Origin of the sequence: Rhodococcus sp. LB1, from assembly GCF_001583455.1 — a bacterium.
In the GTDB taxonomy this organism is placed as follows: domain Bacteria; phylum Actinomycetota; class Actinomycetes; order Mycobacteriales; family Mycobacteriaceae; genus Rhodococcus_F; species Rhodococcus_F opacus.
Window position 1 is genome coordinate 1 of record NZ_LTCZ01000074.1, and the last position, 16,942, is coordinate 16,942.

The window sequence follows — 16,942 nt, forward strand, 5'->3', positions numbered from 1 at the left end:
CGAGCTACGGGGCCGCCCCGCCCCGGCCGGTATCCCGCGAGTCGCCCTGCTCGAACCCGACGAGCTGACCGCAGACCAGAAGCTGCTGTACACCACAATCACCGATGGACCCCGGCGGACGCAGACCTCCCAGGTTCCGTTGACCGATCCCGAGGGCCGGCTGCTGGGTCCGTTCGGGCTGATGTTGCTTCACACGCGCCTCGGATCCGTTGTTCAAGCGCTCGGTGCGGCCTTGCGCTTCGACGACACCTTCACAGCCCGTGAGCGTGAGCTGGCCATCCTCACGGTCGCCGCATGTCGCGCTTCGGAATTCGAATGGCTCGCCCACGAAAACGCAGCCCGGGCCGCCGGGTTGACGAGTCGTCAACTTCAACAGGTGCTCGACGCCGAAGTTCCGGAGGGTCTGGCGCCACCCGAGGAAGCCATCGTCGCCCTGGTCCGGCGGCTGATCATCGAACGCGGCCTCAACGACGACCTCTACGCCGATGCAACGAACCTGCTCGGTCACGACCGGCTGGCTGCCCTGGTCTGGCTGGTCGGATACTACGAGATGCTGGCAGTCGCACTGGCGACCTTCAGGCCGCCCTTGCGAACCGAGGACACCCCATGACGGCCTTCTCCATCCCCGTTGATCAGGGAACAATCCGCGGCGAACAGGTGGGCGATGGCACCCCTGTTGTTCTCTTGCACGGATTCTCGCTCGACCGACGGATGTGGCGTCAGCAGCTGGAGGCTCTGGCGGCCCACCATCATGTGATCTCCTACGACCTGCGCGGATTCGGTCGGTCATCCAGTGGATGTCCCGAGAGGTCGCACCTCGATGACCTGGTCGCCGTGCTGGACGCCAGGGGCATCGGCAAGGCGCACATGATCGGTCTGTCACTCGGTGCAAACATCGCTCTCGCGGCCGCCGCATATCACCCACCGCGAGTCGATCGTCTCGTGCTCATGTCGCCTGGCTTGGCGAGCTTCGAATGGAAGGCACCCCGTCCTCCGGACGAGGTAATGGCACACGCCCACAGCCACGGCGTGGAGTCTGCCAAGGAGTTCTGGCTCACCCATCCGGTGTTTGCATCGTTGCGATCCTTCCCGGAGGCAGCGGACGCGGTCAGCCGCATGATCGCGGACTACGAAGGTCTGCAGTGGCAAGGGCGGTCTAACCCGCGGCCATTACCGGATGTCACCGAGCGGCTATCCCTGATCGAGGCTCCGACCCTGATCGTCAACGGTGCCCGTGACGTCGATGGATACAAAGACATCGGCCTGTTGCTCTCCACGCGCATCGCAACTGCACGGCGAGTCCTCATGTCCCGTAGTGGGCACATGGTCAACATGGAGGAGTGGCGGCAGGTCAACGCCGAACTGCTGCGGCACCTCGCGTAAGCACTACGCCCCAGTCGCGGATAAGTTGTCGACCCCGGGAGGTGCTGCAGCGGAGCGGGTGAGACCTCAACAACCTCCACCATGAGACCGCTGCCGAGGCCGACCTCTCTCAGGTGCTTGGAACCACCAGAAACATGGACTATGAGGCGAAGCCCGGATCGTGCCGGTGCACCTTTCTGAGCAACGCCTCGAACATCAGACGTTCCGGTCCGCGCCCAGGTGCAACGAAATCCGCCGCGACTTGGGCACTGGATCGGGCGGCAGCATCGGTGACCGATCGGAGCGGTTGGCCGGTCGATTGCGCTGCCAACTGCACCTGACAGGCTCGGTCGAGAACCCAGAGACGGTAGAACGCATGCGCGATCGACGGTCCGTGGGACAACAGACCGTGGTTACGCAGAATCAACAGGGGTTTGTCGTTCAGGGATGCCAGCATCCGAGGAATCTCCCCCTCGTTGACGGTGATCCCTTCGAACTCGTGATACCCGACGGAATTACGCAGTTGTGCTGCATAGAAGTTGTCCGGCGACAGCCCTTCGTCCAGACACGCAACGGCGGAGCCGGCGGTTGTATGGGTATGCATCACACAGTGCGCGTGAGGAACTGTTCGATGAATAGCGCCGTGAAACAAGAATCCTGCCGGATTCGCCGCATACGGACTGTCTTCCACCAAGTTGCCATCCAGATCGACCTTGATCAGTTGCGAGGCTGTGATTTCCTCGTACATCAGCCCGAAGGGGTTCATCAGGTAAGTAGGGGTCTCGCCCGGCAAGCGGAACGAAATGTGGTTGAAGATCATCTCGTCCCAGCCGAGCATCGCGAACAGGCGAAAAGTTCCTGCCAGCTCGACCCGAGCGGACCACTCCTCGGGTGAGCAACCTACGGGGGCGGGGGAGGTAAGTGTCGCAGTCATCCTCTTCCTTCGTCTCGATACATCAACCCGATTTCCAGTGGCAAAGACCCAAAGGGTCAATTCGGGGACCGCCCGAAATGCGCGTATGCGATCCCTCCGCTTGTTGCTCCGGTTCGTGGAACGAATCCCCCGTGCCACAGGGCGCTGCAACACTGTCCTGCTGGAATGAAGTTCCAGGTGTGGACGGGCGTTGCCAACTGGGTCGCCGGGTCTTCCTTTTTTGTCGCAGATGACCAATGATGGTGATCCCCGTCACTCGAACTTTGCCACGCTGTCGGACAAAAGAAAACCGGGAAAATGTGCGAGAAAAGGCAAGGAAAGGTTTGTTTTCGGGTCGACGGCCGACCCATCGAGGATCGGTCCGAGAACGAGCGGTGGGGTAGTCGCGATGGTGGCTTCAGGGTCCGAAACGGCACCGGCGACGTCGTCCGCTGCGCGATGGGCAAGGCGGGCGTCAAGGACCCGTGGAGGATGTGCGGGCAGCGCGAAAGCGGATGCCGCTCCGGTATAGGCGGACGTGGACTCATCTGGTGGCCCGTGGGCGCATCAGGGATCGCACGGGCGGTGCAGAATGGTCACGACACGACAGCGCCATTCGCCGCGGAAGGACCATTACGCTGGCGGGGGGTGGTCTGCGGAGCGAACAGCGAGGACTGCCCCGCCGGTCACCCGGGCGCGGCCGCCGCGCGGGTCATACCGGCGAGTCCGTTGAGGAGCCGGCACATCGCGGTTTCCGCCTGTTCGGGGCGGCGCGCGCAGATCTCGTCGATGACGGCGAGGTGATCGGGTAGTGCACGCCTCATCTGGTCTGGGTGCATGCCCCATTTCGACTCATGGTGCGCCACTTGTGCTCGGAGCCGGTCGAGGACCATCCCTGCGGTACGGTTCCCGCTAAGAGCACGAATCTGATTGTGCAGCCTGTGGTCCAGCCGCGAGTATGCGAAGGCATCTCTGGTTTCGGCCGCGGTGATCAGTTCCGCGCGGAGGGCAGCGAGTTCCGCAATCTCGGCGTCGGTGATGTTCTCGGTAGCCTTTGCTGCACAGAGCCCTTCGATGGCGATACATATCTCGGTGATCTCACCCGCCTCGGCCGGGGAGACGGCTCTCACCCGTGCGCCGCGGTTCTGGATCTTTTCGACGAGGCCCTCAACGGCGAGATCGTGCAAGGCAGCGCGCACTACCGAGCGGCTGGCATCGAACTCGCTGCAGAGGTCGGCCTCGATCATGCGCTGATTGGGAACAAGATCTCCGTTGACGATGGCGGTGCGGATCCGTGCGGTCACCGCATCTTGGCTGGCCCGATACACACGTGCGTCCTTCACAGCCATCGATTCATCTCCCTGCTCAATTGGTTTCACGTCGGTATGCGGGCGCAGGGCGGTGAGACGCGGGATCGCCGCGTCTCACCGCATCTCGCGCCGTGAGCAGACAGCACGACGACTACTTGTGACCATCAGGTCACGGGTATTGGCGAACCAGGATGGTGGCGATGCAGGCGGGTTTGGTGCCGCCCTCGATTTCGAAGGTCATTGACACCGTGAGTTGGATACCGCCGGCGACATCGGTGACCGAATCGAGGACGACTCCGGCGCGGACTTTGCTGCCGACGGGGACGGGTGCGGGGAAGCGGACCCGATCGCACCCGTAGTTCACGCCCATGCTGAAACCAGATAGCTCGAGAACCTGGGGGAGGAGCAGCGGAACCAGCGACAAGGTGAGATATCCGTGAGCGATGGGGCCGCCGAACGGTCCGTTCTTGGCGCGTTCGGGGTCCACATGAAGCCATTGGTGGTCTCCGGTGGCGTCGGCGAACTGGTTGACGCTCTCCTGCGTGATTTCGACCCAGTCGCTGTACCCGAGTAGCTCACCCGTCGGTAGTGCCTTGACTCCGTCGACTCCGTTGACAGTCGTCGCGCTCATTGTGTCCTCTCTTCACTCTTCACAGGTTGTCCCAGCGTCATCACAGGTCGAGCGGCTTCGGTGTGTAATCCTGCAGCTCACTTGCCAATGCTGCTGAGAACACATCGTCGACCGACTGGGGTGTCCAGCCGCCGGGGGAGAACTGCTCGTGCACCTCGGAGGGATGAGTCCACAGAGCGATCCGGTCGCCGCCGACCGCGATCGCCTGCCCGGTCACATGCGAGGAGGCCTTCGACGCCAGGTACACCACCAGCGGAGAGACATCGTCGGGTGTTCCGAGTCCGATGCGGCGTGCCTTCTCCGGGATCGGTTCGCCCGCTTCTGCCTTCTCCACGAGTTCGCCGAGACCCGGGATGGTGGCGACCATGCGAGTCAGGGCGGTGGGAATGATCGCGTTGACGGTGACGTCGAGTTTCTTGCATTCGGCAGCCCAAGTACGCATCATCGCCACGATGGCCCCCTTGGAGGCCGAGTACGCGGTCTGGCCGAAGCTGGCCCGCTGACCGGCAGGCGAACCGACGAGGATCAGCCGCCCACCTTCGCCCTGCTGCCGGAACTGATCGACGGCAGCCCGTCCACAGGTGAAGGTGCCTCGAAGATGGCTGCCCACGACAAGGTCGAAGTCCTCGTCGGTGGTGTTGCGCAGCGTCTTGTCTCGGAGTGCCCCGGCGTTGGTGACCATGACGTCGAGTCGCCCGAATTCGGATACTGCCCGCTGAACCAGCGCGTCCGCCACATCGGAAGTGCCCACCGGGGCGACCTCCGCCACGGCGCGCCCGCCCTTCGACACGATGCTCTCGACGGTGTCCTTCGCGACGTCCCCATCGAGGTCGTTGACGACCACCGCAGCACCGGCCGCGGCGAGTCCGTGGGCATACGCCCGGCCGAGTCCGCGTCCAGATCCGGTGACGATTGCGACTGTTCCCTGCAAACTCATCATTACTCCTTCGCAGCCGTCGGCTGCGGTTCTCGTATCATCGATCGGGTTGGTTGGCCCGAGGGGTCTGATCTACGTTGTCGCGCAGTGCATTTAGCGACACAGGAAATTATGGTTACTGCGCTGACATCATTGTTACTTGCTGCTTGGCCCAGGATATTTCGATCTTGCCCGTCGGTGTTCGCGGTAGGCGGCCGAGGAGGACAACCGTGCGCGGGACTTTGTATCCGGCGAGTTCCTGCCGGACCCAGTTCTGCAGGTCTTCCTCGGTCACTGTGCTCGCGGCATCGATGGCGACGACGGCTGCGACTTGTTCACCCCACTTCGGGTCCGGTGCACCGACAACGACGCAGTCTCGGACGTCTGGATGGGTGAGCAGTACGTCCTCGACCTCCTGGGGATGTACCTTCTCGCCACCAGTGTTGATCACCCCGGATTGGCGTCCGAGGAATCGGATGGAACCGTCCTCGTGTACCTCCACGAAGTCTCCCGGGAGGGAGTACCGGACACCACCGATGACGCGGAAGGTCAGCGCCGTCTTGCCCTCGTCCTTGTAGTAGCCGAGGGGGGAGGGGCCGCTGTAGGCGAGGACACCGGTGGTCCCGCTTCCCGGTAGCACCTCGTTGTCGTGCTCGTCGAACACCTTCGTCGCCGGCACCGGGAAGAACTTGGCGGGGAGGTCGTCGGTCGAGGACGTGGTCGCGAATACGAACGGTCCGCCCTCGCTCGAGCCGATCGCGTCGATGATGGTGACGTCGGCCCGCTCGTGAAGCGCCTGTTTGAGATGGTCGCTGAACGCGGTGCCTGAGCTGAGCACGGTCCGCAAACTGCTCAGATCATAGGACTGTCCGTTGGTTTCGGACCGGGTGAGCTCGTCGATCAGCGGCGAACAGACGGCGTTGCCGGCGACGATGATCGTCTTGACGTGCTTGTCCTGCACGATCGACCACACCCGGGAAGGGTCCAGGCCACCCGGGTCGGCGAGTACCACGGTCCCACCGAGCAGCATCGTGCCGATCGTGTTGAACAGACCGGTGGCGTGCATGAGCGGCACGACCGGCATGGTGACCGGGACCATCCCGCGAACGCTTGCCTCTCGGGCGGCGTCGACGGCGTCGGCGATCGTGGTGGGCAGGTCACGCCCAACCGGCCGATAGACGGGCACTGCCAGCGAATGCAGAAGGTCCCGGTGTCGCCAAATCACCCCTTTAGGGCGACCGGTGGTGCCTCCGGTGTACATGAACAATGTGTCGGTCCCCGGCCGCGGTGCCTGCGGAAGTGGTGGGTGCGCGGCGATCGCTCCGTCCAAGTCGTCACCCGCGGCAACCCCCACCGCCTTTCCGCCGGCGCGCAGGGCGACGGCCAGCGTGGGGACCGCGTCGACGATACCGTCGACGTTGGCTGCCAGCTGATCGCTGTAGACCAGGGCGCGAGCATCCGCGTCGGTGAGCAACGAGGCCAGTTCGGAACCGGTGTACCGGTAGTTGGCGTTGACCGGGACCGCCCCGATCTTGAACGCGGCGAACACCGTCTCGAGGTACGCGGCACTGTTGTAGAGGTAGCACGCGACGGTGTCGCCGGCGGCCACACCGGATTGCTGCAGAGCCGTCGCGAGCCTGGCTGATCGCTCCTCGAATTGGGCGTAGGTGTACTCGCTGTCCGGTGTGGAGATGGCGATGCGGTCGGGCACGGCTTCTGCGACGGCCTCGAGGATCGTGCCAAAACTGACGTCGATGGTCCTCAGCCCCTTTCCGTCTCGGCGCCGTTGAGACCGAACAGGCGGATGGCGTTTTCCTTGAGCACCAGGGGTCGAACTTCATCCTTGATCGGCAGTTTTTCGAAGTCCTTCAGCCACCGGTCGGGGGTGATCGCCGGGAAGTCGGACCCGAACAGCACCTTTCGCTTCAGCAGTGAATTGACCTGGGCCACCAGGTTCTCCGGGAAGTACTTCGGCGACCACCCGGACAGGTCGATGTAGACCTGCGGCTTGTGACCGGCCACCGCCAATGCCTCGTCCTGCCAGGGGAACGAAGGATGCGCGATGATGATCGGCATGTCGGGAAAATCCACCGCGACGTCGTCGAGAAACAGTGGATTGCTGTACTTGAGTCGGATCCCACCGCCGCCGCGCTGGCCTGCTCCGACACCGGTCTGGCCGCTGTGGAACAGCGCCGGAAGCCCTGCTTCGGCGATCACCTCGTAGAGGGGGTACGCGCTGCGGTCGTTCGGGTAGAACGCCTGCTCGCTGGGATGGAACTTGAAGCCGCGCACCTTGTGCTCGTCGATCAGTCGTTTCGCCCACTTCACGCCCGCGGCACCCCGACCGGGATCGACACTGGCGAACGGCAGTAGCACGTCCGCGTTCTCGGCTGCGAGTTCGGCGATCTCTTCATTGGACACCCGCGGTTCGCGCCCGGACCGCACGGGGCTGTCGACGGTGAACACCACTGCCGCCATGTTGCGCTCACGGTAGTAATCGGCCAGCTCGGGAACGGTGAGTTCGGGCATATCACCGAAGACGTTCGCGATTTCGGAGGCGCCACCGCCGTCGGAGGCCGGTGTGCGCGTCGACGCCAACACGTGGGTGTGCACGTCGACGGCGACCAGTGTTTCGGTGTTCATGCGGGTCCTGTTCGTTGTGGTGAAATACGCTCGCTCGCGGCGGGCAAACTATTTGTGAAATGCGCGTCTGTCCTGGATGTTACGAACTTCATCGAGTCTGGAACACCGCAAACCGTCGCCACGATGGCTGCGTCAAATGACGTAGTCGCGCGGTCAGAGTTCGAGAACGAGCTTCTTCGAGCACGACCGCGACACGCAGATCATCATGTAGTCGTTCTCGGCCTGTTCGTCGGCCGTGAGAACCGAGTCCCGATGGTCGGGAGTTCCTTCGTGGACACCGGTCTCACAGGTGCCGCAGGTGCCCTCCTCGCACGAGGCGGTTGTTCCGACACCCGCAGCGCGCACCACCTGGAGAATCGACTGGTCGGCTGGAACATGCAGGGTTAGACCGCTCTCCCGAAGTTCGACATCGAAAGCGGTGTTGACGGCATCGTCGAAGTGCTTGGGTGAGAACCGTTCGATGTGCGGATCGCCTACTTTCCACTGCGCGCATTTGTCTTCCACCGCCGTGAGCAAGCCCTCCGGGCCACAGCAGTACACCTGTGTTCCGGGCGCGAGCGTGGACAGGATCGCATCGAGATCGGGAAACCCTCGCGTGTCCTGAGGGAAGACGTCGACCTTGTCACCATGCTGTTCCAGGTCGTCGAGGAAGGCCATCGAACTGCGCTGACGTCCTCCGTAGGTCAGCTTCCACTCGGCACCGGAGGTCTGGGCGGATCGGATCATCGGGATCATCGGAGTGATGCCGATGCCACCGGCGATGAAGTGGTACCGGTTCGACGTTGCGAGCTCGAAATGGTTGCGAGGGCCACGTACACGGACGGTCTGGCCCTCGACCAGTTGGTCGTGGATGTACTCCGAGCCCCCGCGGCTCTCGGGCTCCCGCAGCACACCCACCTTCCACCGCTGGCGGTCGTCGGGGTCACCCATCAGTGAGTATTGGCGGGTAGTGTCGCCGGGCAGGACGAGGTCGATGTGCGCACCCGGCTCCCACGCCGGGAGTTGTTCGCCGTCCGTGTGCCGCAACACGAGGAGTACCACCCCGTCGGCGACCAGTTTCTTCGACTCGACCAGGACGTCAGCCTCGTATTCGGTTAGCTTCATGGTGACCGAAGTGGACCCGACACGGGTGTTCTCGATCTGTGTCATCACAATTTCTCCAGACATTCGTACACGCTGTTCGCAAGACCAGGAACGTCTAATCAGTCGAACAGCAGAACCGGCTTGATCGTCGTACCGGCCTTCGCGTCCTCCGCGGCTTTGTTGATTTCGCTGAACGGGTAGGTGGTCACCAGCTTCTCGAGCGGCAACCGGCCCTGGCGGTACAGGTCTGCGAGGGCGGGAATGAAGGTCAGCGGCTCCGAATCGCCCTCGGTGACCCCCACGATCTTGCGACCGACCAGGAGCGCACTGATGTCGATGGCCAGCTCCGTGCCGGGTGCCGGTGCACCCACGACCGCACAGGTGCCGAACGTCGCGAGGTTGTCGGTGATGGCGCGGGTAACCCCGACGTTCGCAGTGGTGTCCACGGCATGGTCGAGGCCGGCGCCGCCGGTAATCGCTGCGATCTCACCGGCAAGATCGGCGGTGGTGGTGTTGATGGCGTGGGTTGCGCCCAGCTCGAGGGCCAAGTCCAGTCGAGACTGGACCCGGTCCACCGCGATGATCGCTCCAGCGGCCGTGACAGCAGCCCCCATGATCGCGGCCAATCCCACCGCTCCGGTTCCGAACACGGCGACGGACTGACCCGCGTCGGGCTTGAGAATGTTCAGCACTGTGCCGGCGCCGGTCTGAATGGCGCATCCGAGCGGGGCCATCAGATGTAGCGGTAGGTCGTCGTCGAGAGGGACCACGCACCGTTCGTCGACCACCGCATGAGCGCTGAAGGACGACTGCCCGAAGAACCGGGCGGTCACCGCTGCACTGTCGCGCCGCGCCGTCGACGATCCGTCGGCCCGCAGACCGTTGTTGAACAGATTTGCGGGCACCCACGTCGCGCAGTAGGCGGGATGTCCGCCGCGGCAATGCGCACAGCTCCCGCAGGAAGTGAAGGTCAGGGCTACATGATCGCCCGGCCGTACCCTCGTGACCGCCGAGCCGACCGCCTCGACGACGCCGGCGCCCTCGTGGCCGAGAATGCCCGGGAATGCGTACCCGGTGTGACCGGCCTGCACGGAGAGGTCGGTGTGGCACAGCCCCGCGGCGACCATCTTCACCAGCACCTCGTCCGGACGCAGATCATCGAGTTCGATCTCTCCGAGGACGAAGTCGGCGCCGGCTGCTTCGACCAGGGCCGCGGTCGTTGTAACTGTCATCTGTCTCTCCCTGTAAACACGGATGTGCGGTGAGTCACATGGTGCTCGAGGAGGGAGTGCGGCAACCGGGTAGTACTACCCGGTTTGGCTACCCATTCTCTGCGGCGGCCCGCGTGCGGGTCACCCAGGCAGCGACCTGGGCCCGGGAATTGACGTGCAGCTTGCTGAAGATGTTCTCGACATGTCCATCGACCGTGCGAGTCGACAGAACCAACTCCTCGGCGATTTCCCGGTTGCTCAATCCGTCCGCCACCATGTCCGCGACCTGACGCTCCCGCCGCGTCAATGCCACGGGCAATGTGGTCGTGGAGGTATCGAGTGTGCGTTCACGCCCGCCGAGAGCGTAGGTGACGGCACGCGGAGCGCTCCAGGACGCGCCCTCGGCCGCCAGTGCATCGAACTTGTCGGGCGCGAGGGCGACGCGAAGCCGTTTCTCGCAGAGCGCGGAATGCTCGGCGAAGTGCAAGCCGAACGCTCCGATAGTGGTGCCGAGGTCGGTCCACATCGATCGTGCGGCTCCGAAAAGACGCACGGCCCGCTCATTGTCGCCCTGCGATGCCGCCACCCAGGCCAGCAGGTCGATGTCGAGTGCGGTACCCACCCTGTTGAACTCCGGCTTCATGGCGAGCGCCTGCCGTACGAGGCTTGTCGCGCGGTCGTGGTCGGCGCTGAGCCAGCTGTCGAAGCCCAGTGCCCACATCGCCTGGCATCGTCCCCAATGCTCCCCGCAGTCCTCGCTCAGCTGCAGTGCACTCGCCGCGACTTGCTGAGCACGGGAGCTCTCGCCGGCTTGTGCGAGCGCCACCACCAGCTGCATCGACCCGAGCAAAATACCGGCATGGTCGCCGATCGCCTCGAGGCCGATGATGGCCCGATCGAGTGCGGTAATCGCCTCGGACAGGTCGGAGCGGAACAGCGCGGCTGTGCCGATCATCAACTCGACATAGGTCTGTAGGTCGCCACCGCCCAGGGCGTCGGCAGTGCGTTGTGCCTCGACAAGATATGTTGCGGCCCCGTCACGGTCGCCTTGCACCAGAGCGACCCACGCTGCGACCCACAATGCGGTGCCCCGCGCGGGGGTGGGTTCGGGTTGATAGGTGATTGCCTGATCGAGCCACCGTCGGCCTTCCCGGAGGAAGCCGCCGATTGCCCAGTGGAAGCGCAATGTGATCACCATTTCCAGGCCGGCCTGTTGCTCGCCGGGAGTGGAGAAACTCCATTCGAGAGCTCGGCTGATGTTGAATCGCTCGTCCCGCAGCTGCGAGATGCCCTCGATCTGTTGGGCTGTAGCCCAATTGTCGAACACCGTTCGAGCGAGGGCGAGGTAGTAGTCGCGATGCGCCCGGCTCACACTTTCAGCCTGCCCCGACTCCCCAAGCCGCTCATACCCGTATTGACGGATGGTCTCGAGGAAATGGAACCGCGCGGTCGATGCATCGGTGTCGGCCATGAGGATCGACTTCGAGACGAGTTGATCGATGAGCTGCAGTACCTCTCGCGCCGTGACGTTCTCGTCCGCGCAGACACCCTCGGCAGCCTCGAGGTCGAATCCGCCGGCGAACACCGAGGCCCGCTGCCACAACAATCGCTCCTCGACGCTGCACAGGTCGTAGCTCCAGTCCACCAGCGCCCGCAGTGAGCGTTGCCTGGGAGGTGCGGATCGCTCGCCGCTTCCCAGCACGTGAAACTGATCGTCCAGGCGCTGGACCACCTGGGCGACGGACAGCGACCGCAACCGTGTGGCTGCCAACTCAATGGCCAGCGGGCTACCCTCCAGTCGTGCACACAGCTGCGCGACCGCCCTGAAGTTGGCGTCCGTGATCGCGAAACCCGGATGTGCCGCGGTCGCCCGGTCCAGTAACAGTGCCGCTGAATCATATTGCGTGACTTGGGCGGAGTCGGATACCGACGAGGGATCGGGTGCCGACAGTGGTGGAACAGGGATGACCTGCTCGCCTGCTGCGCGCAGCGACTCCCGACTGGTGGCCAGAATGTGCACGTCCAAGTCGGTTGCCAACAGTTCGGCTGCCAGCGCCGCCGCCTGATCAATAACGTGCTCGCAGTTGTCGAGAAGAAGGAGGATCTGTCGGTCCTCGAGGTACGACAGCAGTTGATCGTGTGCGGACCCGGTCGAATGATCCTGACCGCCGAGCGCGGCCAGGACCGCCTCCTCGATGGCCGAACTTTGTTTCACCGGTGTGAGATCGACGAACCAGACGCCATCGGCGAAGGTGTCGCGAACCTCTTCGGCCACAGTGAGAGCGAGACGAGACTTGCCCATACCGCCGAATCCGGTCAGGGTGACCAGCTTCGAGCGAGTCAGTGCTTCGCGAACCGATTCCCGCACGTCGTCACGTCCGACGAAACTCGTCACCTGAACTGGAAGATTCCCGGGCATACGGATACCGGTCACCGGCACGCCTCCTCGCTGAGGGCGAAGCGCATGATCGGCCGGCAGGCGAGCGACGATATCGGACCAACACTCCACATGATCTAGATCACAATACAGTGCGGGTCTCGCGAGGTTGAGGGGAAGATCAGCGTTCGTCATTTCTTCCATGTTGCGGTAATCAGCGATCCGCTGATCTAAATGAGTGTGGCGCCGGACAATTCATCGTGTTGTGCGTGCGCGACTTGATGGTCACGGTTGCGAGCGATTTCATCGAGGTGGTCAGGGCGGCCCGGGTTGGGCGTTGACCACGGCGTGGAGGCGGACGAGTTCACCCGGCGCGAACTTGTTCGTCCCGAGGAATCGGGAGTCGAGGATCCGCCGGAGGTGGGTATAGAAATGCGCAGGTGTCATCCCGAACTCGACGAGGATGTCACCACGCCGTGGGCCACCGTACGGCGCCCATATTCGGGCATAGTCAAGGAGGGCCTTATCTTCGGTGCTCATGCGAAGTCCTTTCCGGTCTTGTTGAAATGCGCAGTGGCGGCACTGCGCGGGGGGCTACCCGTGCAGTGCCGCCACTGAAGAAAGAAGTGCGATCAGTCGAGGTGAACGGCGCTGACCGGGCAGGCACGCAGCGCAAGGTCCACCGCCGGAGGTACCTCTGCCGGCACTTCGTCCTGAATCACGACGGGTTCCCCGTCGTCGTCGAGTCGGACGTAATCGGGGGCGGACTGGGCGCACATGCCGTGTCCGTCGCATACGTTGCGATCGATGTCGAGTTTCACAGTGCTTGATCCTCTCGTGGTCGGTCGCTCAGCTGATTCGTACCGGCAGTGTCGACAGACCACGGGTGATGTTGTTCGGCACCCGCGTCGGCTCACCGACGAGTTCGATGGTCGTGACCCTCTCCGCGAGCGCCGTGAACAACGCCTGCGCTTCCATCGTCGCCAGGGTGCGGCCAGGGCAGGCATGGGTACCGAAGTCGAACGCGAGATTGTCGGTCGGATTGCGCCGGACGTCGAACTTGTCCGGGTCCGGGTAGTGGCGCTCGTCGCGATTCGCTGCCGCGTAGGAGTGGATGACCTTCGAGTCGGCCGCGATGATGACGCCCTCTCCGAGGTCGACCTCCCGTGTGGTGGCGCGGGAGAAGAACTGCGCCGGCGACTCCATGCGCACGCCCTCAAGGAACGCACTCGGGACCAGTGTGGGATCCTCGTGGACGAGCTTCCACTGGTCGGGGTTCTGCGCGAACAGCATCAGCAAGCTTCCGACCGCGTTGATGGTGGTGTCCAGCGCTGCATTGAGGTACCCGGCCAGCATGATCGGTACGTTCTCCTTCGGCAGCTCGCCACGGTTGGCGGCATCGAGGATGATGCTGCCGAAGCTACCGGGGATCAGGTTCTCCTCGTTGGCGATCTCCTGGAGGTACTGGAAGGCCTGGGCCACCTTCGGCAGCGAATCGAGCATTCGCTGGTTCTCCGGGCCCGCCGAATTGAAGCTGCCCTCAGCCCATTCGAGGATCTTGTCGCGACCATCCTCCGGCCAGCCAACGAGATCCATCACAATGTGCATGGGCAAGTCCCGGGCGAAGTCGATGACACCGTCGAAGGTCTTGCGCTCGAGCAGCTGGTCGACGACCACCCGGGCGCGGGACTCGATGTCGCCGAGGGCCTTGCGGACAAACCGAGGGCGCAGTGCGTCGTCGAACACCTTGCGCGGCGCGGCATGGGCGGGCGGGTCGGTCACCAGAGTCGACCCCGTCCAGGCCTCGTTGCAGGCCTGGTTGAAGGCGATCCCTCCGAGGTGGGCGGAACTAAAGGTTTCCCAGTCGGCGAGTGCATTCTTGACCTGGTCGTAGCGGGTGAGGATCCACATGTCGTACTTGGTCAGGTATGCGGCTGGTCCCTTGTCTCGCAGCATCTTGTAGTGCGGATACGGGTTGAGCAAGACCTCGTCGTCCCACAGGTCGAGGTCGGTTTCGAAGCGGGCGCGATCGCTGAGTGTCATGGTCATGAGAGATTTCCTTCGGGCTGGATCAGGCCGACGGCCTGGAAGGGGTCAAACAAGTGGGAGTGGCGAGCGAACGACTTAGGTCGCGACGATCACCGACTTGGTCTGCAGATATTCGTCGAGTCCTTCGGGGCCGTTCTCCCGGCCGTATCCGGACTGCTTATATCCACCGATCGGCATCTGGACGTCGAGGACACCCCAGTTATTGACCCACACCAAACCCGCCTTCAGGCGAGCGGCGACACGGTGGGCTCGGCCGATATCGGAGGTCTGAAGGCCGGCGGCCAGACCATAGCGGGTGGAGTTGGCCAGGGCGACGGCCTCGTCCTCGCTGTCGAACGGCTGCACAGTCAGAACCGGACCGAAGATTTCTTCCTGCACGAACTCCGAGTCCTGCGCGACGTCGGCGAGCACTGTCGGGGCCTGATACCAACCCGCGCCGTCGACGCCGCTGACCGCGCCGCCACCGAGCACCCGCACGTCGGCGGCGGCCGCCTTGTCCAAGAACCCGGTGACCTTCGCCAGGTGCTTGGGCCCGGTCATCGGCCCGATCACGGTGGAGTCCGCGAAGGGGTCGCCGACCGGAACGTATCCGGCTCCGGCGCCGACGGCCGTCACCACATCCTCGTAGATGGGGCGCTCGACCAGCAGGCGGGTACCGGCCATGCAGAACTGCCCAGTGTTGTAGACGAAGCCGGAAATCGCGGCCTGCACAGCCGATTCGATGTCGGCGTCTGCGAAGATCAGGTTGGCTGACTTGCCGCCGAGTTCGACGGTGACATGCTTGAGTGTGGCAGCCGCACGGGTGGCGATCGTTGTGCCGACCGCGGTCGACCCGGTGAAGGCGATCTTGTCCACCCTGGGGTCCTCGACGAGGACGCTGCCGGCCTCGGCCCCACCGGTGACCACATTGAAAACACCGTCCGGCAGGCCCGCCGTACTGAGAAGCTCACCGATCGCCAACGCAGTCAGTGGGGTGTCCTCGGCGGGCTTGTGGACGACGGTGTTGCCCGCAGCCAGCGCCGGAGCAATCTTCGACAGCGACAGGATCAACGGGAAATTGAACGGAGTGATCGCAGCGACAACTCCGATCGGCTCGCGGAGCGTGTAGGCGAAGGTCGGAACACCGGTCGTACGGGTGGCCCCTTCGATGCCCAGCGCCAAGCTGCCGTAGTACTCGAACATGTCCGCTGCGGTGGCCACATCGATCATCCGGCTGAACGTGATGGGTTTTCCGGTGTCGATCGACTCGAGCCGAGCAAACTGCTCGGCCTGCTCCCGCAGCAGAACCGCGGCGTGCAGCAAGATGCGGCCACGGTCACGGCAGGTCAGAGTCGTCCACGCACCCTCGTCGAAGGCCGCCCGGGCGGCGGTGATCGCAGCCCGCACATCGTCAGCGGTGGCCTCGGGCACAGAAGTCACGACGGAGCCGGTGGCCGGGTCGAACACCTCGCGGGTACCGCCATCGGCCGCGTCCGTGTGCCGGCCCGCAATCAGCAGCTGGGTGACCGGAAGCGTGATATCAGGCCGGGGTGCCGCCGAATTCGTCTCGGCTGCTTGAGTAACTGTCATTCTCAGATCCTTCGCACCTCGTGTGTTTCGCGTCGCATCAAGCGTTGCGTGCGACGGTCCCCGGGAACCGGGTAGAACTACCCGACTCACCTACCCGGGTTGTGTCTTGCACCACGTTCACTCGGCGGATATGGATTGGATCTCACCGATGTGGTCGGGGGAGCGCCGTCGGGTCAACCGTCGGCGACCAGTGGCGATCAGCAGGGCGATCAGCACGCAACAGGCCATGATCCCGCTCCTTCGATCGCATCCGGGCGAGTGCCTGCCAGGCCTACAGTGCCGCGGTGAGCCCGCACCCACAGCACGGTCAACCCCAGCACGGACAGCGCACTGCCGCCCACCGCCAGAACGGTGCCCGCAACGGCAGCCCCGGGAAGGGCGGACACCGTGGGAAGGAGGGCGACCGCGGTACCGAGCGCTATGTAGAACGGCACCCCCATCGCCAGCATGATCCGCTGTGTGGACCAAGGGGTTCGTCGACCAATCGGGTCCTCGCCGATCAAGGGGATCCAGAACAACAGGCCGCAGAGGAGGAAATACATGTGGGCGGAGATGTGCAACCACTGATGTTCGGTGCTCCACCGGTAAATCGGCGTCAGGAGATAGACCGCCATCGCGCCGTAGTAGTCGGCGCACAACCAGAACACCGCACGGCGTCCGGCCGTGAAGCGGCGGACCAACGGATCCGCGAGGACGGCACTGACCTCGCGGCGCGTGCGCTGGGGGAGGGACCGGGTGAGCAGACGTAGCGGGCCGCCGTACACCAGCAGAATCGGTGCGACCATCATGAGCACGAGATGCTGGCCGACATGGACGGCAAAGAGGTCGTCGTAGTGCGCTATCCCCGAGAACAAGGTGGGGCGTTCCCCCCGAGATGT

Annotated in this window: 16 protein-coding genes; 2 read left to right on the forward strand and 14 right to left on the reverse strand. The window is 64.0% G+C overall.

Annotated elements, in window-relative coordinates; translation table 11 throughout:
* Window positions 1–610 (forward strand): carboxymuconolactone decarboxylase family protein (locus AZG88_RS13390; protein WP_061697958.1); only part of this gene is annotated, 610 nt, incomplete at its 5' end.
* A complete protein-coding gene (locus AZG88_RS13395) occupies window positions 607–1,383 on the forward strand; it encodes an alpha/beta fold hydrolase (RefSeq protein WP_061697959.1) in 777 nt (258 codons plus the stop codon). The genes AZG88_RS13390 and AZG88_RS13395, both read left to right, overlap by 4 nt.
* A gap of 139 nt (window positions 1,384–1,522) precedes the next feature.
* Here the strand turns inward: AZG88_RS13395 and AZG88_RS13400 are convergent, their stop codons facing one another.
* The 14 genes from AZG88_RS13400 to AZG88_RS13465 form a co-directional block, all read right to left on the reverse strand.
* Window positions 1,523–2,296: a class II aldolase/adducin family protein gene (locus tag AZG88_RS13400; RefSeq protein WP_061697960.1), complete on the reverse strand. Its 774-nt coding sequence runs from the start codon at window positions 2,294–2,296 to the stop codon at window positions 1,523–1,525.
* Window positions 2,297–2,961: 665 nt separating this feature from the next.
* Window positions 2,962–3,624 carry a GntR family transcriptional regulator gene (locus tag AZG88_RS13405; RefSeq protein ID WP_061697961.1) on the reverse strand — a complete coding sequence of 221 codons (663 nt, stop codon included), beginning with the start codon at window positions 3,622–3,624 and terminating at the stop codon, window positions 2,962–2,964.
* 130 nt (window positions 3,625–3,754) lie between these two features.
* Entirely contained in the window at window positions 3,755–4,216 is a 462-nt protein-coding gene (locus tag AZG88_RS13410) for a MaoC family dehydratase (protein WP_061697962.1), read from the reverse strand.
* Between the two features lie 40 nt (window positions 4,217–4,256).
* Window positions 4,257–5,153 (reverse strand): SDR family NAD(P)-dependent oxidoreductase, encoded by an 897-nt coding sequence (locus tag AZG88_RS13415; RefSeq protein ID WP_061697963.1) that lies wholly within the window; start codon window positions 5,151–5,153, stop codon window positions 4,257–4,259.
* A 115-nt stretch (window positions 5,154–5,268) separates the two neighbouring features.
* The gene (locus AZG88_RS13420; protein ID WP_331712259.1) at window positions 5,269–6,897 is read right to left on the reverse strand and encodes an AMP-binding protein; all 1,629 of its coding nucleotides are present in this window, start codon (window positions 6,895–6,897) and stop codon (window positions 5,269–5,271) included.
* On the reverse strand, window positions 6,894–7,775 hold the full coding sequence (locus AZG88_RS13425) for an amidohydrolase family protein (RefSeq protein ID WP_061697965.1): 882 nt from the start codon (window positions 7,773–7,775) through the stop codon (window positions 6,894–6,896). Before AZG88_RS13425 ends, AZG88_RS13420 begins: the two co-directional genes overlap by 4 nt.
* 153 nt (window positions 7,776–7,928) lie before the next feature.
* Window positions 7,929–8,879, reverse strand: a complete 951-nt coding sequence (locus AZG88_RS13430; RefSeq protein ID WP_442971717.1) for a PDR/VanB family oxidoreductase — start codon at window positions 8,877–8,879, stop codon at window positions 7,929–7,931.
* A 98-nt stretch (window positions 8,880–8,977) separates the two neighbouring features.
* Window positions 8,978–10,090 (reverse strand): NAD(P)-dependent alcohol dehydrogenase, encoded by a 1,113-nt coding sequence (locus AZG88_RS13435; RefSeq protein WP_061697967.1) that lies wholly within the window; start codon window positions 10,088–10,090, stop codon window positions 8,978–8,980.
* 88 nt (window positions 10,091–10,178) lie between these two features.
* A complete protein-coding gene (locus AZG88_RS13440; protein ID WP_197487817.1) occupies window positions 10,179–12,503 on the reverse strand; it encodes an ATP-binding protein in 2,325 nt (774 codons plus the stop codon).
* Between the two features lie 258 nt (window positions 12,504–12,761).
* A complete protein-coding gene (locus AZG88_RS13445; protein ID WP_061697969.1) occupies window positions 12,762–12,986 on the reverse strand; it encodes a DUF3263 domain-containing protein in 225 nt (74 codons plus the stop codon).
* A 92-nt stretch (window positions 12,987–13,078) separates the two neighbouring features.
* Complete coding sequence (locus tag AZG88_RS13450) at window positions 13,079–13,267, reverse strand: ferredoxin (RefSeq protein ID WP_061697970.1); 189 nt, start codon at window positions 13,265–13,267, stop codon at window positions 13,079–13,081.
* A 28-nt stretch (window positions 13,268–13,295) separates the two neighbouring features.
* Window positions 13,296–14,495 carry a cytochrome P450 gene (locus AZG88_RS13455; RefSeq protein WP_063886803.1) on the reverse strand — a complete coding sequence of 400 codons (1,200 nt, stop codon included), beginning with the start codon at window positions 14,493–14,495 and terminating at the stop codon, window positions 13,296–13,298.
* 75 nt (window positions 14,496–14,570) lie between these two features.
* Window positions 14,571–16,064 carry an aldehyde dehydrogenase family protein gene (locus AZG88_RS13460; RefSeq protein WP_082833299.1) on the reverse strand — a complete coding sequence of 498 codons (1,494 nt, stop codon included), beginning with the start codon at window positions 16,062–16,064 and terminating at the stop codon, window positions 14,571–14,573.
* A 209-nt stretch (window positions 16,065–16,273) separates the two neighbouring features.
* On the reverse strand, window positions 16,274–16,942 hold a 669-nt coding region (locus tag AZG88_RS13465; RefSeq protein ID WP_197487818.1), incomplete at its 5' end, for a cytochrome c oxidase assembly protein.